General features: G+C 54.8%; 36 protein-coding genes and 4 tRNA genes. 2 read left to right on the top strand and 38 right to left on the bottom strand.

The window, feature by feature from the left end:
• Positions 1–176: 176 nt before the first annotated feature.
• From rpmG to AEAE_RS01400, 4 genes are all read right to left on the bottom strand, one after another.
• Positions 177–341, bottom strand: a complete 165-nt coding sequence (gene rpmG / locus AEAE_RS01415) for a 50S ribosomal protein L33 (protein WP_094689395.1) — start codon at positions 339–341, stop codon at positions 177–179.
• Positions 342–387: 46 nt separating this feature from the next.
• Positions 388–461, bottom strand: a tRNA-Met gene (locus AEAE_RS01410).
• 1 nt (position 462) lies between these two features.
• Positions 463–537: transfer RNA gene (locus AEAE_RS01405), tRNA-Thr, on the bottom strand.
• A gap of 1 nt (position 538) precedes the next feature.
• Positions 539–621 (bottom strand) — tRNA-Tyr (locus AEAE_RS01400).
• Positions 622–1,056: 435 nt separating this feature from the next.
• Here AEAE_RS01400 and AEAE_RS01395 point away from each other — a divergent pair.
• Entirely contained in the window at positions 1,057–1,776 is a 720-nt protein-coding gene (locus AEAE_RS01395) for an HdeD family acid-resistance protein (RefSeq protein ID WP_094689394.1), read from the top strand.
• Positions 1,777–2,218: 442 nt separating this feature from the next.
• Here the strand turns inward: AEAE_RS01395 and AEAE_RS01390 are convergent.
• The 32 genes from AEAE_RS01390 to rpsJ form a co-directional block, all read right to left on the bottom strand.
• A tRNA-Ser gene (locus AEAE_RS01390) sits at positions 2,219–2,303 on the bottom strand.
• A gap of 395 nt (positions 2,304–2,698) precedes the next feature.
• On the bottom strand, positions 2,699–3,595 hold the full coding sequence (locus AEAE_RS01385; RefSeq protein ID WP_094689393.1) for an SPFH domain-containing protein: 897 nt from the start codon (positions 3,593–3,595) through the stop codon (positions 2,699–2,701).
• A gap of 131 nt (positions 3,596–3,726) precedes the next feature.
• Entirely contained in the window at positions 3,727–4,611 is an 885-nt protein-coding gene (locus tag AEAE_RS01380; protein ID WP_094689392.1) for a tRNA pseudouridine synthase A, read from the bottom strand.
• 193 nt (positions 4,612–4,804) lie between these two features.
• A complete protein-coding gene (gene rplQ, locus AEAE_RS01375; RefSeq protein ID WP_094689391.1) occupies positions 4,805–5,299 on the bottom strand; it encodes a 50S ribosomal protein L17 in 495 nt (164 codons plus the stop codon).
• Positions 5,300–5,430: 131 nt separating this feature from the next.
• Positions 5,431–6,429, bottom strand: a complete 999-nt coding sequence (locus tag AEAE_RS01370) for a DNA-directed RNA polymerase subunit alpha (protein WP_094689390.1) — start codon at positions 6,427–6,429, stop codon at positions 5,431–5,433.
• An 80-nt stretch (positions 6,430–6,509) separates the two neighbouring features.
• Entirely contained in the window at positions 6,510–6,914 is a 405-nt protein-coding gene (gene rpsK, locus AEAE_RS01365; protein WP_094689389.1) for a 30S ribosomal protein S11, read from the bottom strand.
• A gap of 45 nt (positions 6,915–6,959) precedes the next feature.
• Positions 6,960–7,334 carry a 30S ribosomal protein S13 gene (rpsM, locus tag AEAE_RS01360; RefSeq protein ID WP_094689388.1) on the bottom strand — a complete coding sequence of 125 codons (375 nt, stop codon included), beginning with the start codon at positions 7,332–7,334 and terminating at the stop codon, positions 6,960–6,962.
• A gap of 160 nt (positions 7,335–7,494) precedes the next feature.
• On the bottom strand, positions 7,495–7,608 hold the full coding sequence (gene rpmJ / locus AEAE_RS01355; protein ID WP_094689387.1) for a 50S ribosomal protein L36: 114 nt from the start codon (positions 7,606–7,608) through the stop codon (positions 7,495–7,497).
• Between the two features lie 27 nt (positions 7,609–7,635).
• The gene (gene infA, locus AEAE_RS01350) at positions 7,636–7,854 is read right to left on the bottom strand and encodes a translation initiation factor IF-1 (RefSeq protein ID WP_094689386.1); all 219 of its coding nucleotides are present in this window, start codon (positions 7,852–7,854) and stop codon (positions 7,636–7,638) included.
• Between the two features lie 251 nt (positions 7,855–8,105).
• Positions 8,106–8,675 (bottom strand): adenylate kinase, encoded by a 570-nt coding sequence (locus tag AEAE_RS01345; RefSeq protein ID WP_094689385.1) that lies wholly within the window; start codon positions 8,673–8,675, stop codon positions 8,106–8,108.
• Positions 8,676–8,746: 71 nt separating this feature from the next.
• On the bottom strand, positions 8,747–10,045 hold the full coding sequence (gene secY, locus AEAE_RS01340) for a preprotein translocase subunit SecY (protein WP_094689384.1): 1,299 nt from the start codon (positions 10,043–10,045) through the stop codon (positions 8,747–8,749).
• Positions 10,046–10,273: 228 nt separating this feature from the next.
• Positions 10,274–10,729 carry a 50S ribosomal protein L15 gene (gene rplO, locus AEAE_RS01335; protein ID WP_169711586.1) on the bottom strand — a complete coding sequence of 152 codons (456 nt, stop codon included), beginning with the start codon at positions 10,727–10,729 and terminating at the stop codon, positions 10,274–10,276.
• A 2-nt stretch (positions 10,730–10,731) separates the two neighbouring features.
• Positions 10,732–10,917 (bottom strand): 50S ribosomal protein L30, encoded by a 186-nt coding sequence (gene rpmD / locus AEAE_RS01330; RefSeq protein WP_094689382.1) that lies wholly within the window; start codon positions 10,915–10,917, stop codon positions 10,732–10,734.
• Positions 10,917–11,630, bottom strand: a complete 714-nt coding sequence (gene rpsE / locus AEAE_RS01325) for a 30S ribosomal protein S5 (RefSeq protein WP_094689381.1) — start codon at positions 11,628–11,630, stop codon at positions 10,917–10,919. The genes rpmD and rpsE overlap by 1 nt, the downstream gene beginning before the upstream one ends.
• On the bottom strand, positions 11,627–11,998 hold the full coding sequence (gene rplR / locus AEAE_RS01320) for a 50S ribosomal protein L18 (protein WP_094689380.1): 372 nt from the start codon (positions 11,996–11,998) through the stop codon (positions 11,627–11,629). The genes rpsE and rplR overlap by 4 nt, the downstream gene beginning before the upstream one ends.
• A gap of 1 nt (position 11,999) precedes the next feature.
• Positions 12,000–12,539, bottom strand: coding sequence for a 50S ribosomal protein L6 (gene rplF / locus AEAE_RS01315; RefSeq protein ID WP_094689379.1), 540 nt, complete (start codon positions 12,537–12,539; stop codon positions 12,000–12,002).
• Positions 12,540–12,555: 16 nt separating this feature from the next.
• Positions 12,556–12,954, bottom strand: coding sequence for a 30S ribosomal protein S8 (gene rpsH, locus AEAE_RS01310; protein WP_094689378.1), 399 nt, complete (start codon positions 12,952–12,954; stop codon positions 12,556–12,558).
• Between the two features lie 71 nt (positions 12,955–13,025).
• The gene (locus tag AEAE_RS01305; protein ID WP_094689377.1) at positions 13,026–13,211 is read right to left on the bottom strand and encodes a type Z 30S ribosomal protein S14; all 186 of its coding nucleotides are present in this window, start codon (positions 13,209–13,211) and stop codon (positions 13,026–13,028) included.
• 1 nt (position 13,212) lies between these two features.
• Positions 13,213–13,773, bottom strand: coding sequence for a 50S ribosomal protein L5 (gene rplE, locus AEAE_RS01300; protein WP_094689376.1), 561 nt, complete (start codon positions 13,771–13,773; stop codon positions 13,213–13,215).
• A complete protein-coding gene (gene rplX / locus AEAE_RS01295) occupies positions 13,770–14,105 on the bottom strand; it encodes a 50S ribosomal protein L24 (RefSeq protein ID WP_094689375.1) in 336 nt (111 codons plus the stop codon). The genes rplE and rplX overlap by 4 nt, the downstream gene beginning before the upstream one ends.
• The gene (rplN, locus tag AEAE_RS01290; RefSeq protein WP_094689374.1) at positions 14,105–14,473 is read right to left on the bottom strand and encodes a 50S ribosomal protein L14; all 369 of its coding nucleotides are present in this window, start codon (positions 14,471–14,473) and stop codon (positions 14,105–14,107) included. The genes rplX and rplN overlap by 1 nt, the downstream gene beginning before the upstream one ends.
• 76 nt (positions 14,474–14,549) lie before the next feature.
• A complete protein-coding gene (gene rpsQ / locus AEAE_RS01285) occupies positions 14,550–14,819 on the bottom strand; it encodes a 30S ribosomal protein S17 (protein WP_094689373.1) in 270 nt (89 codons plus the stop codon).
• 2 nt (positions 14,820–14,821) lie between these two features.
• Complete coding sequence (gene rpmC / locus AEAE_RS01280) at positions 14,822–15,133, bottom strand: 50S ribosomal protein L29 (protein WP_094689372.1); 312 nt, start codon at positions 15,131–15,133, stop codon at positions 14,822–14,824.
• Entirely contained in the window at positions 15,133–15,555 is a 423-nt protein-coding gene (rplP, locus tag AEAE_RS01275; RefSeq protein ID WP_094689371.1) for a 50S ribosomal protein L16, read from the bottom strand. Before rplP ends, rpmC begins: the two co-directional genes overlap by 1 nt.
• A gap of 6 nt (positions 15,556–15,561) precedes the next feature.
• Positions 15,562–16,359 (bottom strand): 30S ribosomal protein S3, encoded by a 798-nt coding sequence (gene rpsC, locus AEAE_RS01270; RefSeq protein ID WP_094689370.1) that lies wholly within the window; start codon positions 16,357–16,359, stop codon positions 15,562–15,564.
• Complete coding sequence (gene rplV, locus AEAE_RS01265) at positions 16,359–16,724, bottom strand: 50S ribosomal protein L22 (protein ID WP_094689369.1); 366 nt, start codon at positions 16,722–16,724, stop codon at positions 16,359–16,361. Before rplV ends, rpsC begins: the two co-directional genes overlap by 1 nt.
• 23 nt (positions 16,725–16,747) lie before the next feature.
• Positions 16,748–17,029: a 30S ribosomal protein S19 gene (gene rpsS / locus AEAE_RS01260; protein WP_094689368.1), complete on the bottom strand. Its 282-nt coding sequence runs from the start codon at positions 17,027–17,029 to the stop codon at positions 16,748–16,750.
• A gap of 14 nt (positions 17,030–17,043) precedes the next feature.
• Entirely contained in the window at positions 17,044–17,874 is an 831-nt protein-coding gene (gene rplB / locus AEAE_RS01255) for a 50S ribosomal protein L2 (protein ID WP_094689367.1), read from the bottom strand.
• Between the two features lie 30 nt (positions 17,875–17,904).
• Complete coding sequence (gene rplW, locus AEAE_RS01250) at positions 17,905–18,207, bottom strand: 50S ribosomal protein L23 (protein ID WP_094689366.1); 303 nt, start codon at positions 18,205–18,207, stop codon at positions 17,905–17,907.
• A 5-nt stretch (positions 18,208–18,212) separates the two neighbouring features.
• A complete protein-coding gene (gene rplD / locus AEAE_RS01245; RefSeq protein ID WP_094689365.1) occupies positions 18,213–18,887 on the bottom strand; it encodes a 50S ribosomal protein L4 in 675 nt (224 codons plus the stop codon).
• Positions 18,888–18,889: 2 nt separating this feature from the next.
• The gene (gene rplC / locus AEAE_RS01240; protein WP_094689364.1) at positions 18,890–19,549 is read right to left on the bottom strand and encodes a 50S ribosomal protein L3; all 660 of its coding nucleotides are present in this window, start codon (positions 19,547–19,549) and stop codon (positions 18,890–18,892) included.
• A gap of 13 nt (positions 19,550–19,562) precedes the next feature.
• Positions 19,563–19,871, bottom strand: a complete 309-nt coding sequence (rpsJ, locus tag AEAE_RS01235) for a 30S ribosomal protein S10 (protein ID WP_094689363.1) — start codon at positions 19,869–19,871, stop codon at positions 19,563–19,565.
• A 448-nt stretch (positions 19,872–20,319) separates the two neighbouring features.
• On the opposite strand from rpsJ, the gene glgX reads away from it, so the two are divergent.
• Complete coding sequence (gene glgX / locus AEAE_RS01230) at positions 20,320–22,809, top strand: glycogen debranching protein GlgX (protein WP_094689362.1); 2,490 nt, start codon at positions 20,320–20,322, stop codon at positions 22,807–22,809.
• Positions 22,810–23,044: 235 nt separating this feature from the next.
• Here glgX and AEAE_RS01225 read toward each other — a convergent pair whose 3' ends face one another.
• Both AEAE_RS01225 and AEAE_RS01220 read right to left on the bottom strand, forming a co-directional pair.
• Positions 23,045–23,692 (bottom strand): hypothetical protein, encoded by a 648-nt coding sequence (locus AEAE_RS01225; protein WP_094689361.1) that lies wholly within the window; start codon positions 23,690–23,692, stop codon positions 23,045–23,047.
• A 14-nt stretch (positions 23,693–23,706) separates the two neighbouring features.
• Complete coding sequence (locus AEAE_RS01220; protein WP_094689360.1) at positions 23,707–24,276, bottom strand: M57 family metalloprotease; 570 nt, start codon at positions 24,274–24,276, stop codon at positions 23,707–23,709.
• Positions 24,277–24,412 lie beyond the last annotated feature (136 nt).

The raw sequence follows: 24,412 nt of genomic DNA, 5'->3' as shown, positions 1-24,412 counted from the left end.
GGGATGCTCAGAGGCGCCACTGGAACGTGCCGCCAACAGCGCCTCTGCGGAAACGCCACTGCGGAAGCCCTATACGAAGGAGCTATTCAGAAGCGCTGCCGCGCAAGTGCCACCCGCAAACACAGCAGTGTATATACGAAAAAAGCCCGGATTAACCGGGCTCTTATAAAAACCGTTCAGCGGGCCTCGCGATGCAGAGTGTGCTTACCGCAGCGTGGGCAGAACTTATTCAGCTCCAGGCGGTTTGGAGTGTTACGACGGTTCTTCGTCGTAATGTAGTTGCGCTCCTTGCACTCAGTGCAAGCAAGAGTGATGCCCGGACGAACATCGTTCTTAGCCATGTCAACACCTCTCGAATAAATGTTTGCGAGGAAAACCTCAGCTTTGTAGCGAGGGAGAGGCTCGAACTCTCGACCTTACGATTATGAGTCGTACGCTCTAGCCAGCTGAGCTACCTCGCCATGGAGCCCCGAGTGAGAATCGGACTCACGACCTCTTCCTTACCAAGGAAGTGCTCTACCACTGAGCCATCGGGGCGTGGCGGGTGTAGGATTTGAACCTACGAAGCACGACGGCGGCTGATTTACAGTCAGCTCCCTTTGACCACTTGGGAAACCCGCCCCACGCATTGTCATCAAGAGCTTTGCTCCATCAGGCAACTTGAACAGTTAACCACTTTAGGAGCAAATCCGCAACCCCCTTGCTTCAAGTTTTTCCTCTTCGGCGTTTCGCGTGACACAAATCCGCGTCATTCTGCGCTTTCTTGCGCAACACGCTTGCAACACGCGCCAGCCCAATTTTGCCTTGCACACCCTCGTGATGCGCATGGCTAACTACTGAGCCTCGCCAAAGGTCAAACCCTTGCGCAGCTCAGTATAGCGCATGCCGTCCCCTCGCCTATCGTCAAGCTCACCTCAGCGTTTCTGGCGGAATGAAAGCCTTCTGACATCTGTTAGAACATGTAGATATATACGCTTTACTCTGTGAAACACGTGCATTCTGATATGCCCATGCCAAGCGTTTTGTTGAATACTCAGTCGCCACAAGGAGGTTGACATGACACAGCCGAACTTCACCCCGCAGAACCCACAGGATTCCCGGAACCCCTACTCTCAGCCGAATCCTCAATTCGATCCAAACGACCAGAACTCTTCTTCGCAAAGCGCCTACACCGGCCCGAGCAACCCGTTTATGCGCAACGTCGCTGACGACCCGTTCTTCGCTTGGAGCCCTGTTAATCTTGCTGCTCGCTTCCTCAAGGGCTTGCGCCGCGGCCTGATTGCTCTCGGCATCATCTTCACCCTGCTCGGCGTGGCGCTGCTTGTCTGGCCAGGAAGGTCCCTGATGGTCGCCACCAGTCTGCTTGCCGTCGCCTTCTTGATCCAAGGCGTGTCGGCGGTTGCTGGAGCGTTTAGCGCGAAGGGCACCCCAAGTTCGTGGCGCGTAATGACCGGCCTGGTAGGTTTCTTCTCGATCCTCGCCGCAGCAACCATGTTGCGTAATCTCGCCGGTTCGACCGGTTTCTTGATCTGGTTTACCGGCATCTTCGTCGGCATTTCCTGGATTATGACCGGCATCGCCCAAATCATCGAGTCTGCTGGCTTCCTGGGCAACGGCTGGACTATCTTCGCCGGCATCATCTCCATCTTGGGCGGCCTGGCGCTGCTCTTCTGGCCAATTACCTCAACAGCAACGCTCATCCTGCTGCTGGCCATCACAGTTCTGATTGATGGCATTATTCTCTTGGTGCGCGGCCTGATGATGCCGAAGGCCTAACTCGCTTTTGCCGCAAGCTCGCAATTCCTGCAGCCTGCCTTGCTAGAATTGCACCACAATGGCTTGAGATTATCATCCCGCTTCAGCCCTCGCTTCCGCGAGGGCTTTTTCTTTATTCATCAAGTGCGTTATTCGCTTGAATGCCCGATAAAGAATTCAGATCAACGCCAACAACGACGCTTTCAACAGCTCTTCAAGTGCGCACGGTGAAGAAGTCAACGCCTCTTCTCGAGAGCCGAACACTGAAAGCGCGAAGGCAATGAAAGAAGGTAACGCTTTCTTTGCGTCTCAAAAGGCTGGGCGTTTTACAAACGGCACTGACTTGATCGCTGCTGCCTTGTGTTCTGATGACGAGTGACACCTACCGATGAGTGATACCTTGTAACGAGTAACACCACGGCCAGAAACAAAAAAAATGGGAACCCCGAAAGGTTCCCAGCTGCGGAAGAGGCGGGATTTGAACCCGCGGTAGCTTTCACTACGCACGCTTTCGAGGCGTGTTCCTTCGGCCGCTCGGACACTCTTCCATGTCTGTGCATTGCTGATGAGCAATCCAAAGCTTGCCCTTCAGCCACAGACAAAATGACATTATGCCACGTTTAAACTCAACATGCCAGAAAGAATGAAAACTTCTCGTTCCCTCTTTTCCTCTCCCTTGGACACACTTCCACTCCTCCAACCTCTCCCGCCCTCCCGCCCTCCTTCTTTTCAGCTCATGACGAATTTTCAAAGAACTCGAGCTGGATAATCGCAATGTGTTCATGAGCAACGGCGGCGGACGCTATGATGTAGTGCCGTGCCTGAACGATTCAGACTCTTTCATCCGCGTGCTTCACAGCATCGCTGTCGAAGCCTGAATCGTCTCAAGCCACTCTGCTCTCTCAGCGAGAGCCTGGATCGCTTACGGTCCCTCTTGCCGCTCTCAATGAGAGTTGGCAGCCTTGTCAGTTTGCAAAGCGGCGACCATCTGCTGGTAGAAATCGTTGAAACCACCAGGGGTTGCCGCTGGCAATACGACCGTCTTCGCATTATTCGACTCTGCCAGCGAGCGCGTGACATCGAGGTACTGGTTAAACAACACCACCGTGTTCACCGCGTCAATATCCATACCCACTTCTTGCAGGCTCTTGATCTGGTCAACAATACCGTCGGCAATCTCACGACGGTAGTTAGCCTGACCTTCACCCTGCAAGCGCGTCTTTTCCGCCTCAGCCTTTGCCTGCGTTTCAATCTGAATCTGCAAAGCTTCAGCACGCTGGCGGGTGGCTTCCTTCTCACGCTGAGCAGCGTTGATGGAATCCATCGAATCCTTCACCTGCTTCGACGGGTCGATAGAGGTGATCAGCGTTTTCACCACTTCAAAGCCGAAGCGGGCCATCTCCTCACCCACCGTCTTTTGCACGTCGAAGGCGACGTCGTCTTTCCTGGCAAAAGTATCATCCAAGCTCAGGTTCGGGATTGCCGAGCGCAGCGCATCCTCTAAGTAAGCCTGAAGCTGTGCCGAAGGGTCAGAAAACTCGTAATAAGCCTTCATCACATCCTGAGGGTTAATGCGGAACTGTGTATTCGCCACGATCTTGACGAAAACATTATCCAAAGTCTTCGTTTCCAACTTCACATCGAGCTGAGAAACGCGCAAACTCGAGCGGTGCGCAATGCGATCCACAAATAGCGGCCTCCAGTGGATGCCGGCAAAGCACACGCGGTGGAACTTGCCAAAGCGCTCAATAATGACGGCAGACTGCTGCGACACCACGAACAGGCCGCACACAGCCCACAACGCAACCAGCGCAATCACAACAGCGAGATAAACCATCATGCTCCTTTACCGAACTTGTGTTACCTCCATTCTACCGACAGCTCATCCTCATTTTTGGCACGGCTGAACGAAGGCAAAAGCGCATGATGACACGGTTTGTGTTAATCTTGAGCGCTGAACTTGACGCAATTTTACTCCAGCGTTCGCTTAGCTCGGATGGCCTGGGCACGCGACCCCAAAAGATTATCAGCAGGGTATGCAACATGCTCCAAAGTAAGGCCTCGAGGGTCGATAGGCCCGGTTTGCCCCTCCCGAGATGGGCTGGCCAGCTTCGAAGCGAACCATTCCACGCTCTTCTTGCCCTGCGCGACAACGACTTGCGCACCAACCAGCGAGCGCACCATATTATGAGCAAACGCATCAGCGACGATAGTAAACTCCAGCAGGCCGCTACCCAAGGCAAGGTCGCCATTGTCGCGCGGCTCCACAGGCGTGCGCTTCCAAAAAGCCTTCTTCACCTCGCGGATCGTCGTACCACCAGGGTTTGGGGTGGCAAAGGAGCCAAAATCTTTAAGGCCCGGGATTAACAGTGCGCACTGATTGAGAGTGTCGAGGTCGAGAGGCTTGGTGATGGGCAGAACACAGTGGCGCAACAGAGGGTCAGGGCGGGAAAGCGTGTCAGCAATGCGGAACACGTAGGTGCGCTCTAGGGCCGAGAAGCGCGCGTCGAAACCTTCTGGAGCCTCACTGCAGGCCAGAAGGGTGATGTCTGCAGGCAGGACGTGACGTAAACGGTGCTCTAAAGCCTCCAGAGGGCTGCTCTTCATGTGGCCGAGCGCGCGGGAAAGAATTTCTTCAGGGATGTCAATGTGGCACACCTGCGCGCGTGCGTGGACGCCAGTGTCGGTGCGGCCTGCCACGACGAGGAGAAGCGGATCGTCACCCTGGGCTTTGTTAATACGCAGAATCATGCTCAGCGCCTTCTCCACCTCGCCCTGTACGGTGCGCAGATGAGGTTGGCGGGCCCAGCCGTGAAAATCTGTGCCGTCGTAGGCAAGGTCTAGGCGAATTCTCATAGCTCTCCTCCTTTTCAGCCGGTGCAGTGTCCCACTCAATGAATATCCCACGTCTTCGAGTTCATTCTCAGGATACAGAAAGAGGACCGCTCCGAGGAACGGCCCTCTTTCTGTAAGCCTCAGATGCACTCATCTGATGTGCTCTGCGCTCAGCAGCTGTAAAACTGTCGAGATGGTGAGTCATTCACTGAGTTCACTCAGCGGACTCTTCCTTCTCTTCGCTCTCAGCTGGCTTCTCAGCCTCAGTTGCCTTCTCTTCTGGCTCTTCAGCTGGCTTATCTGCAGCCTTGGCAGCAGACTCAGCCTCAGCGACAACAGCCTTCTTAGCAACTGGCTCGGTGACGAGCTCGATCACAGCCTGTGGAGCGTTATCGCCGCCACGGTTGCCGACCTTGGTGATGCGAGTGTAACCGCCCTCGCGCTCCTTCATCTGCTCTGCAATCTCGGTGAAGAGCTTGTAGACGACGTCCTTATCGCGAAGAACGCGAAGAGCGCGACGACGAGCTGCAAGATCACCCTTCTTTGCGAAGGTGATGAGGCGCTCTGCCAGAGGACGAAGGCGCTTTGCCTTCTTCACAGTGGTGGTGATATGGCCGTTGCGGAACAAGCTGGTAGCCATATTGGCGAGCATGAGGCGCTCGTGTGCTGGGCTAGAAGCCAGGCGTGGGCCCTTCTTTGGTGTAGGCATAGTATCTCCTTATGGGTTCAGGCGGGCGGGCATTCGCCCAGCGACCTTCCTGAACTGTGTATCGTCACTTCAGTCAACAAAAATGAGCGGTGGCAATCCCAGTTAACCCTTGTGGAACTGCCACCCGTTCATCACTCGTCGTCTGGAGTGTAATAGGTGCCTCCTGCGAGGCTGGTCGTATCGAAGCTACCCAATGCGGATTCCTTCAAGGAAAGACCCATGGAAGAGAGCTTATCCTTGACCTCATCGATGGACTTCGAACCGAAGTTACGAATGTTGAGAAGGTCCTGCTCGGAGCGAGACACCAGCTCGCCCACAGTGTGGATACCTTCACGCTTGAGGCAGTTGTAAGAACGCTGAGTCAAATTCAGCTCCTCAATCGGCTTCGCCAGCTGCGGATCATCCGACAGCTGTGCTGGAGCTGGACCAACCTCAATGCCTTCGGCCTGATCGTTCAATTCCTTGCACAAGCCGAAGAGCTCGACAAGGGTGGAGCCTGCAGAAGCAACTGCATCGCGAGGAGAGATTGCTTCCTTGGTTTCCACGTCGATGATCAAACGATCGAAATCAGTGCGCTGCTCAACTCGAGTTGCCTCGACCTTGTAGCTCACCTTGAGAACAGGAGAATAAATGGAATCAACCGGGATGCGGCCGATCTCATGGCTCTCCTGCCTGTTCATCTGTGCCGGAACGTAACCACGGCCACGCTCAACAGTGAACTCGATCTCGAGAGATCCGTCCTCTGCCAAGGTTGCCAAGTGGAAATCTGGGTTGCAGATCGTGACGCCCGCCGGAGGATTAATATCGCCGGCTGTGACCTCACCCTCACCAGACTTGCGCAGGTACATCACCACAGGCTCGTCGTACTCAGAGGTGAGAACGATGCCCTTGATGTTGAGAAGGAGTTCGGTAACGTCTTCCTTCACACCTGGCAAAGTGGTGAACTCGTGCAAAGCACCGGTGATGCGAACCGAGGTTACGGCAGCACCAGGGATAGAGCTCAGAAGGGTACGACGCAGGGAGTTACCGAGCGTGTAACCGAAACCTGGCTCCAACGGTTCCAGAGTGAACTGGGAGCGGCGGTCGCTGAGCTTCTTTTCCGTCAGTGTCGGACGCTGTGCAATCAGCACTTTTTCATCCTTTCAGCTCCAGCTGGTCGTGCACCAAACCAGCTTTCGCGGGTGGACTTTATTTCTGGACTAGCCCAGCGTCAGACGCGACGACGCTTAGGAGGACGAACTCCGTTGAATGCCTGCGGAGTGACGTCGGTGATAGAACCAACTTCAAGACCGGCGGACTGCAGAGAACGGATAGCGGTCTCACGACCGGAACCTGGACCCTTCACGAACACGTCGACCTTCTTGACGCCGTGCTCCTGAGCCTTGCGAGCCGCAGCCTCAGCAGCCATACCAGCTGCGAATGGCGTGGACTTGCGGGAACCCTTGAAACCGACGTCGCCACCGGAAGCCCAAGCAAGAACCTTGCCGGACTGGTCGGTGATAGAAACGATGGTGTTGTTAAAAGTGGACTTGATATGAGCCTGGCCCATCGGCACAGACTTGTGGACCTTGCGCTTCGTATTCTTACGAGCGGTGGCCTGCTTTACTGCTGGCATTGCCCCTCTATTCCTAGTTGTTCAAGTATCTTCTCACGAAGAAGGTCACTTAGCCTTCTTCTTACCTGCGACAGTGCGCTTTGGACCCTTGCGGGTACGTGCGTTCGTCTTGGTACGCTGACCGCGCACAGGAAGATGCCTGCGGTGGCGAATGCCCTGATAGCAATTGATCTGGATCTTACGACGGATGTCAGCTTCGACTTCACGACGGAGGTCACCCTCGATCTTGAAGTTGCCCTCGAGGTAATCACGAAGAGCGATCAGCTGGTCATCAGTCAGATCCTTGGTGCGAGTATCCGGATTAATACCGGTCGCGGCCAATGTCTGCTGCGCGCGAGTGCGGCCTACACCATAGATGTAGGTCAGAGCGATCTCAATGCGCTTGTCATTGGGAATATCAACTCCGGCAAGACGTGCCATTGCGATTCCTTCTGTTTAGCGGAGGTCGTGCGCCGAATCATCCACAGTTGTGGCCCACCTTCGTGGCCCAAGCCTCCGTACTTGGGGTACGGCTTCACGGAAAGGTCCGGAGGAAGCTGCGATTCAGCACCTATCTATTTATTACCGTTGTGGTCTGAAGTCAGCCCTGACGCTGCTTGTGCCTCGGGTTGGTGCAGATCACCATGACACGGCCGTGACGACGAATAATGCGGCAGTGCTCGCAGATTCGCTTCACAGATGGCTTAACCTTCATGGTTTTCCTTTACTTGGAGTGACTAGGTCACTTATAGCGGTACGTGATCCGACCACGAGTCAGATCGTATGGGCTCATTTCAAGAGCAACTCGATCATTAGGAAGGATGCGAATGTAATTCTTACGCATCTTGCCCGAGATCGTGGCGAGCACGACGTGGTTGTTCTCCAGCTCGACACGGAACATTGCATTCGGCAATGCCTCCACGACCTTGCCTTCGACTTCAATCACACCGGCTTTTGCCATATGTTGTTGTCCTATCCTTGAACTTCACGTGCTTCTTATGAAAACACGCCGACTCTATACAATACTAAAAATCCCCCACGACCCGCAAGGGTAGTGAGGGATTTCACAACTCAAATGCTTAGATTACCAAGGCCGAGAAAGGTTTTCAAGAGTCTTCCGGCGTGTCGCGCAACGGGAGAAGTGCGGTACTGATAATCTTCTTGGCTCCTCCCCCAGCCTCAGCACGAGCACGTCAGCGAACTCAGCCGACCTCAGGCACGAGAGTCAAGAGCCGCAACAATGGCCTCAGTAATGCTGGCAATCTCACCAACGCCGTTAACGCGCACCAGCAGGCCGCGCTGCTCATACGTAGCGAGCAAAGGTTCCGTCTGCTTGGCATACACATCCAAACGTTTAGCGATAGTCTCAGGGGTGTCGTCCTCGCGACCTTCCAAAGCGGCGCGCTTCTTCATGCGCTCCATCAACACCTCATGGTCAGCGTCCAGAGCAATAGCCGCGTCGAGCTTCTGGCCAAACTGCTCCAGCATACGGTCCAGCGCCTCAACCTGCTCGGCATTGCGAGGGTAACCATCGAGAATCCAGCCGCCCTGAGCGTCATCCATCTTGAGACGATCCTCAACAATGCGATCCGTCACCTCATCAGGAACGAGCTGACCCCTGTTGATGTACTGGCCAGCCTCTTGACCCAGAGGGGTATTGTTCTTGAGGTTGTAACGGAAAATGTCGCCCGTAGAGATGTGCGGGATGCCGTAGTGCTCAGAAAGGCGAGCTGCCTGGGTACCTTTACCAACGCCCTGAGGGCCCATAATGAGAAGTCGCATAGTAATTCCTCATAACAAGTGGCTGAGCAGGATATCCCGCCCAGCCACGCAATCAGTATTTCTTGAGATTATCAGTTCTCTTCAATGAAGCCCTTGTAATCGAACTGCTCCACCTGTGCGGAAGCCTGACGCAAGGTATCCAAACCGACGCCGGCGATAATCAGAATGGTGGTGCCGCCGAACGGCAGGTTCGTGTTGATGTTGAGTGCGCGAACCAGAACCGTTGGGATCAGCGAAACGAAGAGCAAGTAGATAGCGCCCACCGTGTTCAAACGGTTGATGATGTAGCTCAGGTATGCGGCAGTCTGAGAGCCTGCGCGGATACCAGGAACGAAGCCACCGTACTCCTTCATGTCATCAGCAACCTCTTCTGGGTTGAAGGTGATGGAGGTGTAGAAGAAGGTGAAGAACACGATCATAATGGCGTACAGCACGATGTACCACGTCGTAGTGGATGCACCGAGGTTCGTGTTGATCCAATCAACCCAGCCATCGGTCTTCTTACCAAACTGAGCGATCAAGGTAGGGATTGCCAAGATGGAGGACGCAAAGATTGGTGGGATCACACCGGACATATTGATCTTGAGTGGGATGTAGGTGGAAGAGCCACCGTACATCTGACGGCCGATCATGCGGCGAGTGTACTGAACGGGTATACGCCTCTGGCTTTGCTCAACAAACACCACGAAGATCATGATGGTGAGCAAGACAACGAGAACGATGGCGAATGCGGTCCACGAGTTGTCGGTGCCAACACTCCACAGACGAGGCAGGAAGCCAGAGCAAATGGAGGTGAAGATGAGCACGGACATACCCTGACCCAAGCCCTTATCGGTGATCAACTCAGCCATCCACATGACCAAGCCAGTACCACCAGTCATGATGATGACCATCATAACGATGTTGCCCCAAGAGCCATCTGGGATGACGTCCTTGGTGCAGGCGTAGTTGAAGAGAGCGCCGGAGCGAGCGGTCACCAGAATGGTGGTGGACTGCAAGAGTGCCAAGCCGATGGTGAGGTAACGGGTGTACTCCGTCATCTTTGCCTGGCCGGACTGGCCTTCCTTGTGCAAAGCCTCGAAGCGAGGGATGACCACGCGCAGAAGCTCAATGACAATGGATGCCGTGATGTACGGCATGATGCCCAGTGCGAAGATAGACAGCTGCAAGAGAGAGCCACCGGAGAAGAGGTTCACCAAGCCGACGAAGTTCTCGTTGGTTGCGGAGGCGACGCATGCGCGCACTGCCTTATAGTCCACACCTGGGGTCGGGATAAAGGAACCAATTCGGTAGATCAAAATGATGGCCAAGGTAAAGAGGATCTTATTCCTCAGCTCCTTGGTTTTAAAAGCCTGGATGAGCGTTCTCACAACTGCTCCTTACTTCTTCCTGCTCTGGGGCCCGGTGCCTCTCAGAACAGACAGGCAACCATACGTCATACTCGTTCCAGCATAGCAAAGCAAAAGCCAAACATGCGTTGTTTCTCGCATTTTTGATGCTTTTGAATTACTCGTTAGTGCAAATCTGATAAAAAAACCGCTCCGGCGGGGACACTGTCCTCGACCGGAACGGTTCTTTCACTAACCGGTCAGGCTGTCTCACTCGGAGACAGAGCCGCCGGCCTTTTCAATCTTTTCAAGAGCAGCCTTAGAAGCCTTCATGCCCTTGAGCTCGAACTTAGCGGTAACATCGCCTTCAGCGAGCACCTTTACGCCGTAACCGTCGCGCACTGCGTGCTTGGCGACGAGATCAGCCACGCTCACTTCGCCACCCTGTGGGAAGAGCTTCTGCAGCTGGTCAAGGTTAACCACCTGGAGCTCAACGCGGTTCGGGTTGCGGAAGCCACGAAGCTTTGGCAGGCGCATGTACAGCGGCAGCTGGCCGCCTTCGAAGCCAGGACGAACCTGGTAACGTGCCTTGGTGCCCTTGGTACCACGACCGGAGGTCTTACCCTTGGAGCCTTCACCACGACCAACGCGAGTCTTAGCGGTCTTGGCGCCTGGGGCTGGACGAAGGTCGTGCATCTGAAGGATGTCGACTTCCTTCTCTGCCATAATCAGTCAACCTCCTCAACGCGGACGAGATGACGAACTGCGTTCGCCTGGCCGCGGTTGGACGGAACATCCTCGAGAACCACGGACTGACCGATGCGGTGCAGACCCATGGAGTGGACGGAAGCCTTCTGACGCTTGTTCTCAGTAACGAGACCGTGAATCAGAGTGACCTTGATGTGCTTAGCCATCACTCACCATCCTTCTGAGCCTTGGCCTGAGCCTCTTCGCGAGCCTTGCGCTCCTCAGCGAGACCCTCTGCACGAGCGCGGAGGATTGCTGCTGGAACGACATCCTCGAGAGCGAGACCACGGCGAGCGGCAACCTCTTCTGGCTCCTCGAGCTGCTTCAATGCTGCGACAGTTGCGCGAACAATGTTGATAGCGTTGGAAGAACCCATGGACTTGGAGAGAATGTCGGTGACGCCAGCGCACTCCAGGACGGCGCGAACTGGACCACCAGCGATAACGCCGGTACCTGGTGCTGCTGGGCGCAACATGACGGTACCTGCGGAATCGTGGCCAACCACTGGGTGGGTCACGGTACCACGAATGCGTGGGACGGTGAACATGTGCTTCTTGGCGTCCAACTCACCCTTGGCGATTGCGGCTGGAACCTCATGGCTCTTGCCGTAGCCAACGCCGACGGTGCCCTTACCATCGCCCACCACAACGAGTGCGGTAAAGCTCATGGTACGTCCGCCCTTGTGGGTCTTGGACACACGGTTGATGGTCACGACGCGGTTAAGCAGCTCCTCGCGGTTCTCATTACGATCGCGGCGGGAACGGCGACCACGACGCTCACCACGACCACCGCGGCGATCGTTGTTACGATCGTTGTTCTGTGCGGAGGTGGCGTTCGTTTCTTCTGCCATCTTCGTTTCCTTAGTTTCCTGATCGCTCACAGCTTCAGACCTCCCTCGCGTGCGCCATCAGCGACAGCGGCAACGCGACCGTGGTACTGGTAGCCACCGCGGTCGAAGACAACAGCGGAAACGCCGGCCTTCTGAGCGCGCTGCGCCACAAGTTCGCCAACCTTCTTAGCAGCCTCAACCTTGGTGCCCTGGAAATCAGCGAAATCAGCAGTGTTGGTAGAAGCAGAAGCCAAGGTAACGCCCTTGACGTCATCGATGACCTGAGCTTCCATGTGACGGTTGGAGCGGCGAACGACGAGACGTGGACGCTCTTCGGTGCCGAACACGTGCTTACGAACACGGTTGTGGCGGCGCAGACGAGCGACTGCACTTCCCTTACCGAAAATCTTGACGGTCATATCACTTACCAGCCTTTCCGGCCTTGCGACGGATGTACTCACCCACGTACTTCACGCCCTTGCCCTTGTATGGTTCTGGTGCGCGCAGACGACGGATTTCAGCCGCAACCTCACCGACCTTCTGCTTGTCAATGCCGAGGACTGCAAGATGAGTTGCATCCTTGACCTCGAAGCTGATGCCTTCTGGAGCAGGCACGTCGATGGTGTGAGAGTAACCGAGGGAGAAGGTCAGGGTGTTGCCCTTGAGGGCGACACGATAACCAGTACCCACGATCTCGAGTTCCTTGCGGAAGCCGCGCTCAACACCCTCGATCTGAGAAGCGATGATGGAACGGGTCAGACCGTGCTTGGCAGAGGTTTCACCGGACTTGTTCAGTGGGGTAACGACGAGCTCGTTACCTTCATGCTTGACGGAGATACCCTCTGGAATAACGAAGGAATCCTGTCCCTTTGGGCCCTTCACCGAAACGGTGGTGTCGGTGAGTGTCACCTCCACGTTGGAAGGAATGGTGATCGGGCGAGAACCAATATGCGATGCCATGTGCTTCTCTCCTCTCTCACCACACGTAAGCGACGATCTCGCCGCCCACACCCTGCTGGACGCATTCCTTCTGGGTCATCAAGCCAGCGCTGGTCGAGATGATGGCCACACCCAAGCCACCCAGTGGCATAGGAAGGCTATCCGACTTTGCGTAGCGACGAAGACCTGGCTTAGAAACGCGCTTGATACCCTGGATCGAGCGCTCGCCATGATCGCCGTACTTGAGGGAGAGAACCAGGTCCTTACCGACCTTGGCATCCTGAACCTCGAAGTCCTTGATGAAGCCCTCGCGCTTGAGGATCTGGGCGATATTCGCCTTGAACTTGGAATACGGCATAGAAACGGATTCGTGCTTTGCCGCATTCGCATTACGCAGACGCGTGAGCATATCTGCGATTGGATCTGTCATTGTCATTTGTGGGCTTATGCCCTTTCTCGCTGTGGTTTCCACTGCCTGTCGGACAGCAGACCTTCAGCGTCGATATTTCACCAACTAGACTTCGTGATGCCTGGGAGCTGACCCTGGTGGGCGAGCTCACGGAAGCACAGACGGCACAGGCCGAACTTGCGATACACAGAGTGCGGACGACCGCAACGCTGGCAGCGCGTGTAGGCGCGAACCGCATACTTCGGCTTGCGAGAAGCCTTTACCTTAAGCGATGTCCTTGCCATTTCACTGCTCCTTGAATGGGAAGCCGAGGTCCTTGAGCAGGACGCGAGCTTCCTTATCGTCCTTGGTTGAGGTAACAACAGTGATGTCCATACCACGGCGACGATCAATGTTATCTGGATCGATCTCCATGAAGACATCCTGCTCGGTCAAACCGAAGTTGTAGTTGCCCTGACCATCGAACTTGTTGCCATCAATACCGCGGAAATCGCGAATACGTGGAAGAGCGAGGGTCAGAAGACGATCGAGGAACTCCCACATGCGGTCACCGCGAAGGGTCACGAAGGCACCAATGGCCTGACCCTCACGCAGGTGGAACTGTGCAACGGACTTACGAGCGCGGGTCACCTTTGGCTTCTGACCAGTGATCTTGGTCAGATCGGCAACTGCACCTTCGATAAGCTTGGAATCGCGGGCAGCTTCACCCACACCCATGGAGACGACGACCTTCTCGATCTTCGGCACCTGCATTGGGTTTGCGTAGGTGAACTGCTTTTCCATCTCAGGGAGGATCTGCTCGCGGTAAACCTTCTTCAGGCGTGGCTCTTGATTATTTTCGCTCATGCCAGCTCCTTGCCAGACTTCTTGGCGACGCGCACGCGCACCGTCTTTGGCTTGCCGTCACGGACTTCGGTCTTCTCAACGACGCTGACGCGGGTTGGCTTACCGGTCTCTGGATCGACAACCATGACATTAGAGCGGTTAATTGGAGCCTCAGCGCTGACGATGCCAGACTGCTGACCCTCGAAGCGAGCACGCACATGCTTCTTGACAACCTGAACGCCCTCGACGACAACGCGGTCGTCATTGAGAACGCGCAGAACCTTGCCCTGCTTGCCCTTATCCTTGCCGCGGATGACCTGAACCAGGTCACCACTCTTGATCTTTGCTACCATCAGATCACCTCCGGGGCAAGGGAAACAATCTTCATGAACTTGTGGTCACGAAGCTCGCGGCCCACAGGTCCGAAGATACGAGTTCCGCGAGGATCGGTGCCGTTACCAAGAATCACGGCAGCGTTCTCGTCGAAACGAATGTAGGAGCCGTCACGGCGACGGGTTCCCTGCTTGGTACGGACGACGACAGCCTTGACCACATCGCCCTTCTTCACGGCGCCGCCAGGGATTGCATCCTTGACGGTGGCGACGATCACGTCACCGATGCCCGCGTAGCGAACCTTCGAACCACCGAGCACGCGGATAGTCAGGATTTCCTTGGCACCCGTGTTGTCGGCGACACGAAGTCGCGACTCTTGTTGAATCATTGATTCTCCTTAGTCGAGCTGGTTCTTGGGGCTACACCCGCCTTGGCCGGTGTAGCCCCAAGCCTTGCCGAACTTATTACTTAGCGCGCTCGACGACCGAAACTAGACGCCAACGCTTGGTCTTGCTGAGCGGACGAGTTTCCATAATACTCACGGTGTCGCCAACATGAGCATCGTTGTTCTCGTCATGCGCCTTGACCGTGCTCGTCGTGCGAACAACCTTGCCATACAGTGGGTGGGTTGTGCGGTGCTCGAGCTCGACGGTGATGGTCTTATCCATCTTGTCAGAGACGACCACGCCACGACGGGTCTTGCGCGAGTTGCGCTCTTCCTGAGCCTCAGCCATTTTCACTCCTCAGTCTTCTTGGAGGAATCCTCAGCCTTGTCGGCCTTCTTGGAATCCTTCTTGTCGCTGTCGGACTTCTTCGACTCAGCTGGCTCGGTGGTGATACCAAGCTCACGCTCGCGAAGGACGGTGTACATCCTTGCGATGTCGTGCTTCACAGCACCGAGACGAGAGCTGTTGGTCAGCTGGCTCGTTGCAGCCTGGAAACGAAGGTTGAAGAGCTCCTCCTTGGACTTCTTGAGGGCTTCTTCAATCTCGGCGTTGGTCTTCTCGTTGAGAGCCTTGATCGAATACTCCTTGGTACCGAGAGCCATCAGTTCTCACCACCTTCACGTGCAATGATCCTGCACTTCATAGGAAGCTTATCGACTGCGCGGCGAAGTGCCTCGCGAGCCACGGTCTCCTGGACGCCACCAATCTCAAACAGGACACGGCCTGGCTTGATGTTGGCGACCCAGAACTCCGGAGCGCCCTTACCGGAACCCATTCGAGCTTCGGCTGGGTGCTTGGTGAGTGGGCGGTCTGGGAACACGTCGATCCAGACGCGGCCACCACGCTTGATGTAACGGGTCATTGCAATACGGGCTGCCTCAATCTGACGGTTGGTCAGATAAGTTGGGGCAAGAGCCTGAATACCGAAATCACCGAAGGCGAGCTCGTTGCCGCCCTTGGACATACCACTACGGGTAGGACGGTGCTGCTTGCGGTACTTAACCCTCTTAGGAATAAGAGCCATGTGAACTCACTCCTTCGTTTCTGCCGGCGCAGCTGCCTGTGGGGCTGCTGCTGCCTTATTCTGGCGTGCATCGCGACGTGGTGCACGTGGACGGCGGGAGCCACCACGACGTGCGTTGCCACGACCACGGTTTGCCTGGGCAGCCTGCTGGGCTTCGAACTCAGTATCGGTCATGTCGCCCTTGTAGACCCACACCTTGACGCCGATGCGGCCATAGGTGGTACGAGCCTCAAAGAAGCCATAATCGATGAGAGCGCGGAGAGTCTGCAGCGGGACGCGACCTTCGTGTGCATACTCTGCACGGGTCATGTCTGCGCCTCCGAGGCGGCCGCTCACCTTGATCTTGATGCCCTTAGCACCGGCGCGCATTGCGTCCTGCTGTGCCTTGCGCATTGCGCGACGGAAGGTCACGCGGTTGGTGAGCTGGTCGGCAATGGACTGTGCAACGAGCTGAGCATCGATCTCTGGGTTGTGAACCTCAAAGATGTTGAGCTGAACCTGCTTGCCAGTCATCTTCTGCAGCTTGGTACGAACGCGATCAGCTTCTGCGCCGCCACGGCCAATGATGATGCCTGGACGTGCGGTGTAGATGTCGACGCGAACGCGGTCACGCTGACGCTCGATGATGATGCGGGACACGCCTGCACGCTCGAGGTCAGCATTCAGTTCCTTACGGATGCGGTCGTCTTCGCCAACGAAATCGGCGTAACGCTCGCCCGGCTTGGTGGAGTCAGAGAACCACTTCGAACGGTGGGACTCGGTCACGCCAAGGCGGTAACCGAATGGATTAATCTTCTGTCCCATTATCGGTTTCCTTCCTCGTCCTTGGTGGAGACGGTGATGGTGATGTGGCTGGTCCTCTTCATGATGGACGCAGCACGGCCCTGAGCGCGAGCGCGGAAGCGCTTGAGGGTAACACCCTCGTCGACCATGGCCTCGGAGACCACCAGGTCGGCCTCACGGAAGGACTTGTTGGCGTTCTGAGCCTGCTGACGCGCATTGGCGACGGCAGAGTTCAGAGCCTTGAGCACCGGTTCGCTAGCGGACTGTGGTGCGAACTGGAGGATGACGCGGGCTTCGCTTGCCTTCTTGCCTCGGATGAGGTTGACGACGCGGCGAGCCTTGCGAGGCGTCACGCGGACGTGACGTGCAATTGCTTTAGCTTCCATGTGTCTCTAATCTCTTCCTCGCCTCAGCGGCGTGCCTTCTTGTCGTCCTTCACGTGGCCCTTGAAGGTACGTGTTGGAGCGAACTCACCGAGCTTGTGACCAACCATTGCCTCGGTCACATAAACCGGGACGTGACGGCGGCCGTCGTGAACGGCAAAGGTCAGACCGATGAAGTCTGGCGTGATCATCGAACGACGAGACCACGTCTTGATGACGTTCTTGCTGTCCTTCTCGTTTGCTTCGTCAACCTTCTTCTGAAGGGAGGCGTCGACGAAAGGACCCTTCTTGATGCTTCGATTAGTCATTTCTGGCGCTTTCCTTATTGACGATTCTTACCAGCAGGACGGCGGCGAATAATGAGCCTGTTCGAGGCCTTCTTTGGACGACGAGTACGAACTTCGCCCTTGCCCCATGGAGAACGTGGGTTCTTACCACCGCGGGTAGTACCACCATGTGGGTGGTCCACAGCGTTCATGGATTCACCACGGGTGATTGGACGATGGCCCTTCCAGCGTGCGCGACCTGCCTTACCGAGCTCGAGATTGGCATGATCGGAGTTGCCGACCTCACCAATGGTTGCGCGGCATGCTGCGAGCACGTTGCGAATTTCGCCAGATGGCATACGCAGCTGAGCATATGCGCCATCCTTAGCGACGAGCTGCACGGAAGCACCAGCGGAACGAGCGATCTTTGCGCCACCCAGAGGACGGAGCTCGATTGCGTGAATCACGGTACCGGTTGGGATCTCGGAGAGTGGCAGGTTGTTACCTGGCTTGATATCAGCCTGTGCGCCAGTCTCGATCACATTGCCGACGTGAAGACCTTCTGGAGCAATGATGTAGCGCTTGTCGCCATCGGCATAGTGCAGGAGGGCGATGCGTGCGGTGCGGTTTGGATCATATTCGATCTCTGCAACGCGTGCTGGAACGCCGTCCTTATCCCAACGACGGAAGTCAATCACGCGGTACATGCGCTTGTGGCCACCACCGCGATGGCGGGAGGTCACACGACCGTAGGAGTTACGGCCGCCAGTGGCATGCAGCGGACGAACGAGCTTGCGCTCTGGACGGTTGCGCGTGATGTCGGAGAAATCCGACACCGAAGCGTTGCGGCGTCCTGCGCTCGTTGGCTTGTAAATACGGATAGCCATAATTTAGTACCTAACTTTCTCGGCTAGCCTTCAGTTGTTGTTGGTGCCAAAGACATCGATCTGCTGACCTTCAGCCAGCTTCACGATGGCACGCTTCTGGTCTGGTCGCTTGCCCCAGCCGGTGCGAGTGCGAACGCGCTTGCCCAGGCGGTGCAGAGTATTGACCGAAACGACCTTAACCTTGAAGATCTCTTCAACAGCATGCTTGATCTCAACGCGGTTTGCGCTCGGGGCAACCTCGAACGTGTACTGACCGCGATCAGAGTTGGCATAGCTCTTCTCGGAGACGATTGGCCTGATGATGATATCGTGGGCTGCCTTGTTGACTGCCATTGAAATCAGTCCTCCTTCTGCTGCTCAGAGGTCTTCTGGCTGCGGAAGTCCAGGAACTCCTGGAGTGAAGCCTTGGTGAAGACGACATCCTCAGCAGTGACAACGTCATAGGTGTTGAGCTGGTCTGCAAACAGAACGTGAACGAATGGCAGATTGCGCACGGAGAGCCAGCCGTTGAGGTCTTGACGATCCACGACAACAGTGGTGAAACGGTTGTCGACGACTGGGGTGAGTGCTGCAAGTGCAGCCTTGGTGCTTGGCTTCTCAGCGGAGAGAGCCTCAACCACGTGCACGCGGCCAGCGTTTGCGCGATCAGAAAGCATGTAGCGAAGTGCTGCAGCCTTCATCTTCTTTGGAGTGCGCTGAGAGTAATCACGAGGCACTGGACCAAAGACGATTGCGCCACCGGTCCACTGTGGAGAACGAGTGGAACCCTGACGAGCACGAGCAGTACCCTTCTGCTTCCATGGCTTCTTGCCGCCGCCGGAGACGGTGGAACGGTTCTTGACGGCGTGAGTGCCCTGACGTGCAGCGGCCATCTGTGCCATCACAACCTGGTGGATCAGAGGGACATGATTAGCAATCTCCTCGTGGGAGATGCCGAAATATTCTTCAGGAGCGGCAACAGTTCCGTTCTCAGAACCGTTGACACCCGTGAGCTTCAGAGAGACATCTGCCATTTTCAGGCTCCCTTCACAGCGGTGCGAACCAGAACGATGGAACCCTTAGCACCTGGCAGAGCGCCCTTGATAGCAATGAGTCCCTGTTCCTTATCGATCATGACGACCTGCAGGTTCTGCACGGTGCGACGTGCGTTGCCCATACGGCCAGCCATGCGCTTACCGCGAAGAATGCGGCTTGGAGTTGCGCATGCGCCAACAGAACCTGGACGACGTTCGTTCTTGTGAGAACCGTGAGTGCGGCGATAGGACTTGAAGCCCCAACGCTTGATGGTGCCAGCGAAGCCCTTACCCTTGGTGGTGCCAGTGACATCCACTTCGGAGCCGAGTTCGAAGGTATCAACAGCAACTTCGTCGCCGACCTTGTAGTCCTCGGTATCGAGAGTGCGGAACTCAACGAGATGACGACGTGGGGTCACGCCTGCCTTCTCGAAGTGACCGCGCAGAGGCTTGGACACACGCTGTGGATCAACAGCACCGAAGCCAAGCTGGACGGCGTCATAACCGTCAGCACCGTCAGCAGTCTTCACAGCGGTAACAACGTTGGTGGAAACATCAACAAGAGTCACTGGGACGAAGAAACCCTGCTCATCCCATACCTGGGACATGCCGAGCTTCTTGCCGAGGAGAGCCTTGCGAACCTTCTTTTCTGCGTTTGCCATATGTCAGCCTCCCTCAGAGCTTGATCTCGATGTTGACATCAGCAGGCAGATCAATGCCCATCAGGGAGTCAACAGCCTTCGGGGTAGGATCGATGATATCGATGAGGCGCTTGTGAGTCCTCATCTCAAAATGCTCGCGCGAATCCTTGTACATGTGAGGAGAACGAATCACGACGTACACGTTCTTCTCAGTTGGCAGCGGAACCGGGCCAACAACCGTTGCTCCCGCGTTCTGGACCGTCTCGACGATCTTCTTCGCCGACTGGTCAATGACCTCATGGTCATAGGACTTAAGCCTGATGCGGATCTTCTGTCCCGCCATTGCCGTACGCCCTTTCCTAATCGTTATATGTACACAGTCTGTTCCCATGGCATTCCGGCACGGCGCAAATAGTCCGTAGACACATGAGTGCGTACCGACCATACCGAACCGCGGCCGATACGCTCGCTATTCAAGTTCAAATATGCGAGCCATGAAACAGGCAACTTTTCTATGAAACCATAGGGTTTTGCCGAGCGCAACCCGGGAGTGTCGCGGCGAGAGACTCCCCCAGCACCTCGCTTGAGGAAGGCGCTTTCGTCGTCACTGCCGGCCCTATAGAACTCACAGTGATCTCAACTTTACGCACACGGCAGGACTAACGAAGAATCCCTTCATTGCAACACTCTTCGATGGCTATGTCCGGGCGTGTCGCTCCAATCAATTACCTTGTCAATAAACCTCTCGACATGCCTGCCCCACCCCGTCTGAGAACGTTATCATTGACATTATGAAGCTTCCTGCATTACACCGTTATGCCACTCGCCCTGGCGTCTTTCTCACTGATGACGGCGGCGCCGATGCCGTCGTATGGTCCGACACCGCCGAAGCTCTCTGGCTGTCTGTCATCGAGGATGTTGGTAAACCTTCTGTCTTCGCTGATATATCTTTGGAATATGGCGAGGGAATCGATTCTGATGCCTTTTTCGATGCAGCACGGCGCAACCCTGTGGTTTCCCGCGTCATCCATGACGTTCACGAAACTCTCTTCCAAATGCAGGGGCCGAATTATGGCAAGTGGATGGTCCATATTCCTCGCGTGTGGGAGGGCATGCGCTATGGCTACCGTGCTGATGGCCCGTGGCGCCCGCAGGAAGGCTTGCAATTTAACCCTCGCAAGTTTCTCATCGACCCGTGTGCTAAGGGCTTAGAGGGTGGCACTCACTATGGCCCCGAGCTTTTCGCCGGCTTGGCTACTACTCATCATGACGGATCGGTGACGAGTAACCCTTATTCTGCTCGAAGCGAGCTGGATTCAATTGGTTATGTTCCTTACTCTGTTTTCCTCACGTCTCATGGCACGAATTCTGAGGATGAGACGCGGGAGCCTACTCTTGACCATCCGCATATCCCGTGGGCGCGCACTATTATTTATGAGCTGCACGTCAAGGGTTTCACTGCTCAAGCTCCGTGGCTACCTCAGCATTTGAGGGGTACTTATGCCGGCCTTGCCCACCCTCAGACTATCGCTTATTTGAAGGGTCTAGGCATTACCTCTGTTGAGTTACTGCCGATTTTGGCAAGCCAGACCGAGCCTGGTATTGCTGCTCGCGGTATGCATAATTATTGGGGTTATTCTCCGCTCAACTTCTTCTCCCCTAACCCGGCCTATGCGACGAAGGAGCATCAGCGTTTGGGTGCGAAGGCGGTGCGTCAAGAAGTTATTGATATGGTTCGCGCTTTGCATCAGGCTGGCCTTGAGGTCATTTTGGATGTTGTTTATAACCATTCGTGCGAGGGCTCTCAGGATGGTTATTCTCTGTCGTGGCGAGGGCTGAATGGCTTTAGTTACTACCGTCGTAACCCTGATGTTCCGTCTCAGTTAATTGACACGACGGGTACTGGTAACACTTTTAACTTCCTCAATACGGAGGTGATCAATCTTGCCGTCGACTCACTTCGTTATTGGGCTAAGACTATCGGTGTGGACGGTTTCCGCTTCGATTTAGCTGTTTCTCTGGCTCGTCTGGAGTACGATTTCACCCCGCATCACCCCTTCTTGTACGCGATTCGCGCGGATAAGTTGCTGGGCAATTTGAAGTTGATTATGGAGCCATGGGATACCGGTGGCGGCGGTTGGCGTACTGGCAAGTTCAATATGCCGTTCTCGGAGTGGAATGACCATTTCCGCGATTCGACTCGTCGCTTCTGGCTGACGGATCAGGCTCGTTTGCGCAATAACTGGCCTGCTGAGATTGGCATGCAGGAGATTGCCACCCGCTTGTGCGGCTCGTCGGATCTGTTTGCGTCGGAGCCTGGCCGTGGCGCTGCTGCTTCTGTCAATTTCTTGACGGCTCACGATGGCTTTACTCTTGCCGATCTGACTCGTTACGATCACAAACATAACGAGGCCAATGGCGAGAACAATATGGATGGTACTTCGGCTAATTTCTCTGATAACTTCGGTGTTGAGGGCACTACTCAAGATTCTCAGATCGGTTTGCTGCGCCAGCGCGCTGCTTTGGGTATGATTGGTCAGCTTTTGATGAGCTTGGGCACTCCGATGCTGCAGGCTGGTGATGAGTTTGGCCGCACTCAGCAGGGCAATAACAACGCTTATTGTCAGGATTCTCCTGTGTCGTGGTTGGATTGGTCGTGGCTTACTTTGGGTACAGAAGCCTGGCAAACTCAGCGTTTCCGCTCCACTCGTAAGTTGTTGCATCTGCGTCAGCGCCTGAACCAGTTCCACCATCATGCTTTCTTTACGAAGACGACGAAGCTGGGCCTCCTTTCGCCTTCTCAATGGGTGGATTGGTATATTGCCAACGGTGAACATCCGAGCGATAACGATTGGTTCAACACCCAGCAACGTTCGTTTGTGATGCGTCTGCGCTCTGATAATCTCAGTGATGTTTTGGTTGTTATTAATGGCGACCAGATTACCAGAGACTTTTTACTCCCCCACGATTGCGGTTGGGAGTTGCTGTGGACCTCGCAAAATATTCATCTGACGCCGGCGGAGGGTTCCCAGGAGAGGGTTGATGAGCCGACGAGTTACCCTTACCCAGCGGGTGGGGACGCGCTGCCGAGCCAGACGAGCCTTGACGCCTTCCATTTCGACAAGGAGAGCGCGACTACCGAGGAAGAGATGTTCCTCGTTTCGACGACAATTCGCGCCGCGCAGGAGGTTGATGAGCAGGAGCATCAGCTCGATGTGGCCAATCCGGGTGAGCATGTGGCAATTCCTGGGTTCACCATTAGCTTGTGGCTGCAGCGCTAACCGCTCGGCTTGTCTAGTCACCTCCTCTGAGCTTGTTCGGTAGCTTTCCCTTCAGCTTTTCGGTCACTCCCCTGGCGCTCACCATTGTTTAAGATTGTCACCACGGGAGTGATCGAGGAGCGCTGGACATGAAAAGCCTTCCTTCTTTATTCCACTGCGAATTATTAGCTCAGCGTGAATAAGCGGGAAGGCTTCTGTGCTTTCTGAAAGAGACTCAGCAGCCTAATAAAAATGACTACTTCATCTCTCTCACTTCTGACAAGGAAACAGTTTCTGGCAGCTGATCCGAGTCAGAGATCATAAAACGAGAGAAATTAACTTCTTCTTCGTTCTTTTCTCTGTTGGAACTCGTACTTTCAATTGTTGAGAGCGTAGTGAATTCGTTGACTTTACTCAGCGAATAAATACCCGCCCATACTCCCGCTACGGAATACTGACCTTTCCAAGGAAGATCCCTTGCATCACCCGTATACATTTCATGGAGGAATAACAGTACAACCTCATTTTTCTTTATAATCATTGGGTCGTCTCTACCGTCTTGATTGATGGTAATCTCCTCCCCTGCTTTCTTATCACCCTTGAGTGAATCCATAATGCGGAATTTACTCAACGTAACATGGGTACCGGGAGCAGCGACATCTTCCTCAACTTTTTGGCTCGTAACGATGCCTGCTACAATGTGCGAGCTATCGTCAGCCATTTCTTTCATCGAGGAATAGAGCTTGACACGCGAGAATTGAAAACGCGATGTGGACTGCGAAATTCCGATTCTCGGTTGAGCAATCTTTTGATTTGCCCCGGCAGAGCCACAGCCAGCCAATGACGCGCATATCAAAGCTGAGAGAGTAACCGCAATAGCTTGAACGACGATGTTCTTTTTCATGATTGCCTCTTCTCTTAGTACTGAGCATTAATGCCATTGATGTCATCCCTCGTCAGGTACTGAACACCATTGAAGGATGAATAATCAGCATTAAAGTACATCACGGTACTTGCATTATTTGTATGATTTAAACCGAGTGCGTGGCCCAACTCATGAAGCCATACAAGGCGTTTCTTGGCAACAGAAGTTCCTGATGTCATCCACCTCGTGTTCATTTTTGTTCTTGCCCAAGTTATTCGGTATGGAGGTTGTGAACCGTCTCTCTCACATAATCCAGCCCAATCTTTATGACTTTCATAAACGACTTGAGCAACAATTGGACCGCCATTGTGTATTGAAAGATGGACGTGTGTCTGTTGGTTGTAATTGTCTATTGCTTGTTGCAAAGCAGTACGATACGTTCCAGATACATCTCCATACGCTCCAACAATGATGGTGGAACTACTCCATTTATGCCCTGAAATCTCATACGCCCGTGCATGAGATGCGAAGGTAAGACAAACCACCAAAGCACAGATCGTTGTAATTACACAAACGAACCGGAGTATAAAACCTCTTGTTATTGAAGAAAATTTACCTTTCATGTTCTTACATTTTCTCGAAGCCAATTAGTTGTCCGAGCCCGAAGGCTAAACCGCACGGGTCATAAAGAGGCGTGTTAGAGAAGCAGGAATAAGCCACGCTGCTTATTTGATCTGAGTATACACCTTTTTATGTAAA

This window comes from Aeriscardovia aeriphila, from assembly GCF_002259595.1.
Taxonomy (GTDB): domain Bacteria; phylum Actinomycetota; class Actinomycetes; order Actinomycetales; family Bifidobacteriaceae; genus Aeriscardovia; species Aeriscardovia aeriphila.
This window is presented reverse-complemented; position numbering and strand designations above follow the sequence as displayed.

What these genes read in the sequence shown, in the direction of transcription:
- rpsH (WP_094689378.1), bottom strand. Translation starts at nt 12,954, where the DNA reads ATGACAATGACAGATCCAATCGCAGATATGCTCACGCGTCTGCGTAAT.
- rplB (WP_094689367.1), bottom strand. Translation starts at nt 17,874, where the DNA reads ATGGCTATCCGTATTTACAAGCCAACGAGCGCAGGACGCCGCAACGCT.
- rpsJ (WP_094689363.1), bottom strand. Translation starts at nt 19,871, where the DNA reads ATGGCGGGACAGAAGATCCGCATCAGGCTTAAGTCCTATGACCATGAG.
- rpsS (WP_094689368.1), bottom strand. Translation starts at nt 17,029, where the DNA reads ATGACTAATCGAAGCATCAAGAAGGGTCCTTTCGTCGACGCCTCCCTT.
- AEAE_RS01225 (WP_094689361.1), bottom strand. Translation starts at nt 23,692, where the DNA reads ATGAAAAAGAACATCGTCGTTCAAGCTATTGCGGTTACTCTCTCAGCT.
- rplD (WP_094689365.1), bottom strand. Translation starts at nt 18,887, where the DNA reads ATGGCAGATGTCTCTCTGAAGCTCACGGGTGTCAACGGTTCTGAGAAC.
- AEAE_RS01385 (WP_094689393.1), bottom strand. Translation starts at nt 3,595, where the DNA reads ATGATGGTTTATCTCGCTGTTGTGATTGCGCTGGTTGCGTTGTGGGCT.
- rplQ (WP_094689391.1), bottom strand. Translation starts at nt 5,299, where the DNA reads ATGCCTACACCAAAGAAGGGCCCACGCCTGGCTTCTAGCCCAGCACAC.
- rpmC (WP_094689372.1), bottom strand. Translation starts at nt 15,133, where the DNA reads ATGGCTCTCGGTACCAAGGAGTATTCGATCAAGGCTCTCAACGAGAAG.
- rplX (WP_094689375.1), bottom strand. Translation starts at nt 14,105, where the DNA reads ATGGTAGCAAAGATCAAGAGTGGTGACCTGGTTCAGGTCATCCGCGGC.
- rpmD (WP_094689382.1), bottom strand. Translation starts at nt 10,917, where the DNA reads ATGGCTAAGCACATCAAGGTCACTCTGATTCACGGTCTCGTTACTGAG.
- rplP (WP_094689371.1), bottom strand. Translation starts at nt 15,555, where the DNA reads ATGGCTCTTATTCCTAAGAGGGTTAAGTACCGCAAGCAGCACCGTCCT.
- infA (WP_094689386.1), bottom strand. Translation starts at nt 7,854, where the DNA reads ATGGCAAAAGCCGGTGTGATTGAAGTCGAAGGCAAGGTCGTGGAGGCA.
- rpsC (WP_094689370.1), bottom strand. Translation starts at nt 16,359, where the DNA reads ATGGGACAGAAGATTAATCCATTCGGTTACCGCCTTGGCGTGACCGAG.
- rplF (WP_094689379.1), bottom strand. Translation starts at nt 12,539, where the DNA reads ATGGCATCGCATATTGGTTCTCGCCCGATCACCATTCCTTCCAACGTG.
- rpsM (WP_094689388.1), bottom strand. Translation starts at nt 7,334, where the DNA reads ATGGCACGTCTTGCCGGAGTTGATATTCCCAATGACAAGCGCATTGAG.
- rpmG (WP_094689395.1), bottom strand. Translation starts at nt 341, where the DNA reads ATGGCTAAGAACGATGTTCGTCCGGGCATCACTCTTGCTTGCACTGAG.
- AEAE_RS01345 (WP_094689385.1), bottom strand. Translation starts at nt 8,675, where the DNA reads ATGCGACTTCTCATTATGGGCCCTCAGGGCGTTGGTAAAGGTACCCAG.
- AEAE_RS01305 (WP_094689377.1), bottom strand. Translation starts at nt 13,211, where the DNA reads ATGGCAAGGACATCGCTTAAGGTAAAGGCTTCTCGCAAGCCGAAGTAT.
- AEAE_RS01220 (WP_094689360.1), bottom strand. Translation starts at nt 24,276, where the DNA reads ATGAAAGGTAAATTTTCTTCAATAACAAGAGGTTTTATACTCCGGTTC.
- rplE (WP_094689376.1), bottom strand. Translation starts at nt 13,773, where the DNA reads ATGAGCGAAAATAATCAAGAGCCACGCCTGAAGAAGGTTTACCGCGAG.
- rpsQ (WP_094689373.1), bottom strand. Translation starts at nt 14,819, where the DNA reads ATGGCTGAGGCTCAGGAAGAGCGCAACTCGCGCAAGACCCGTCGTGGC.
- rplW (WP_094689366.1), bottom strand. Translation starts at nt 18,207, where the DNA reads ATGGCAGTCAACAAGGCAGCCCACGATATCATCATCAGGCCAATCGTC.
- rpmJ (WP_094689387.1), bottom strand. Translation starts at nt 7,608, where the DNA reads ATGAAGGTTAAGCCATCTGTGAAGCGAATCTGCGAGCACTGCCGCATT.
- rpsK (WP_094689389.1), bottom strand. Translation starts at nt 6,914, where the DNA reads ATGCCAGCAGTAAAGCAGGCCACCGCTCGTAAGAATACGAAGCGCAAG.
- rplR (WP_094689380.1), bottom strand. Translation starts at nt 11,998, where the DNA reads ATGACCGTCAAGATTTTCGGTAAGGGAAGTGCAGTCGCTCGTCTGCGC.
- AEAE_RS01395 (WP_094689394.1), top strand. Translation starts at nt 1,057, where the DNA reads ATGACACAGCCGAACTTCACCCCGCAGAACCCACAGGATTCCCGGAAC.
- glgX (WP_094689362.1), top strand. Translation starts at nt 20,320, where the DNA reads ATGAAGCTTCCTGCATTACACCGTTATGCCACTCGCCCTGGCGTCTTT.
- rplC (WP_094689364.1), bottom strand. Translation starts at nt 19,549, where the DNA reads ATGGCAAACGCAGAAAAGAAGGTTCGCAAGGCTCTCCTCGGCAAGAAG.
- AEAE_RS01380 (WP_094689392.1), bottom strand. Translation starts at nt 4,611, where the DNA reads ATGAGAATTCGCCTAGACCTTGCCTACGACGGCACAGATTTTCACGGC.
- rplN (WP_094689374.1), bottom strand. Translation starts at nt 14,473, where the DNA reads ATGATTCAACAAGAGTCGCGACTTCGTGTCGCCGACAACACGGGTGCC.
- rplV (WP_094689369.1), bottom strand. Translation starts at nt 16,724, where the DNA reads ATGGAAGCTAAAGCAATTGCACGTCACGTCCGCGTGACGCCTCGCAAG.
- rplO (WP_169711586.1), bottom strand. Translation starts at nt 10,729, where the DNA reads ATGGCAGAGAAGGAAGTCGACATCCTTCAGATGCACGACCTTCGTCCA.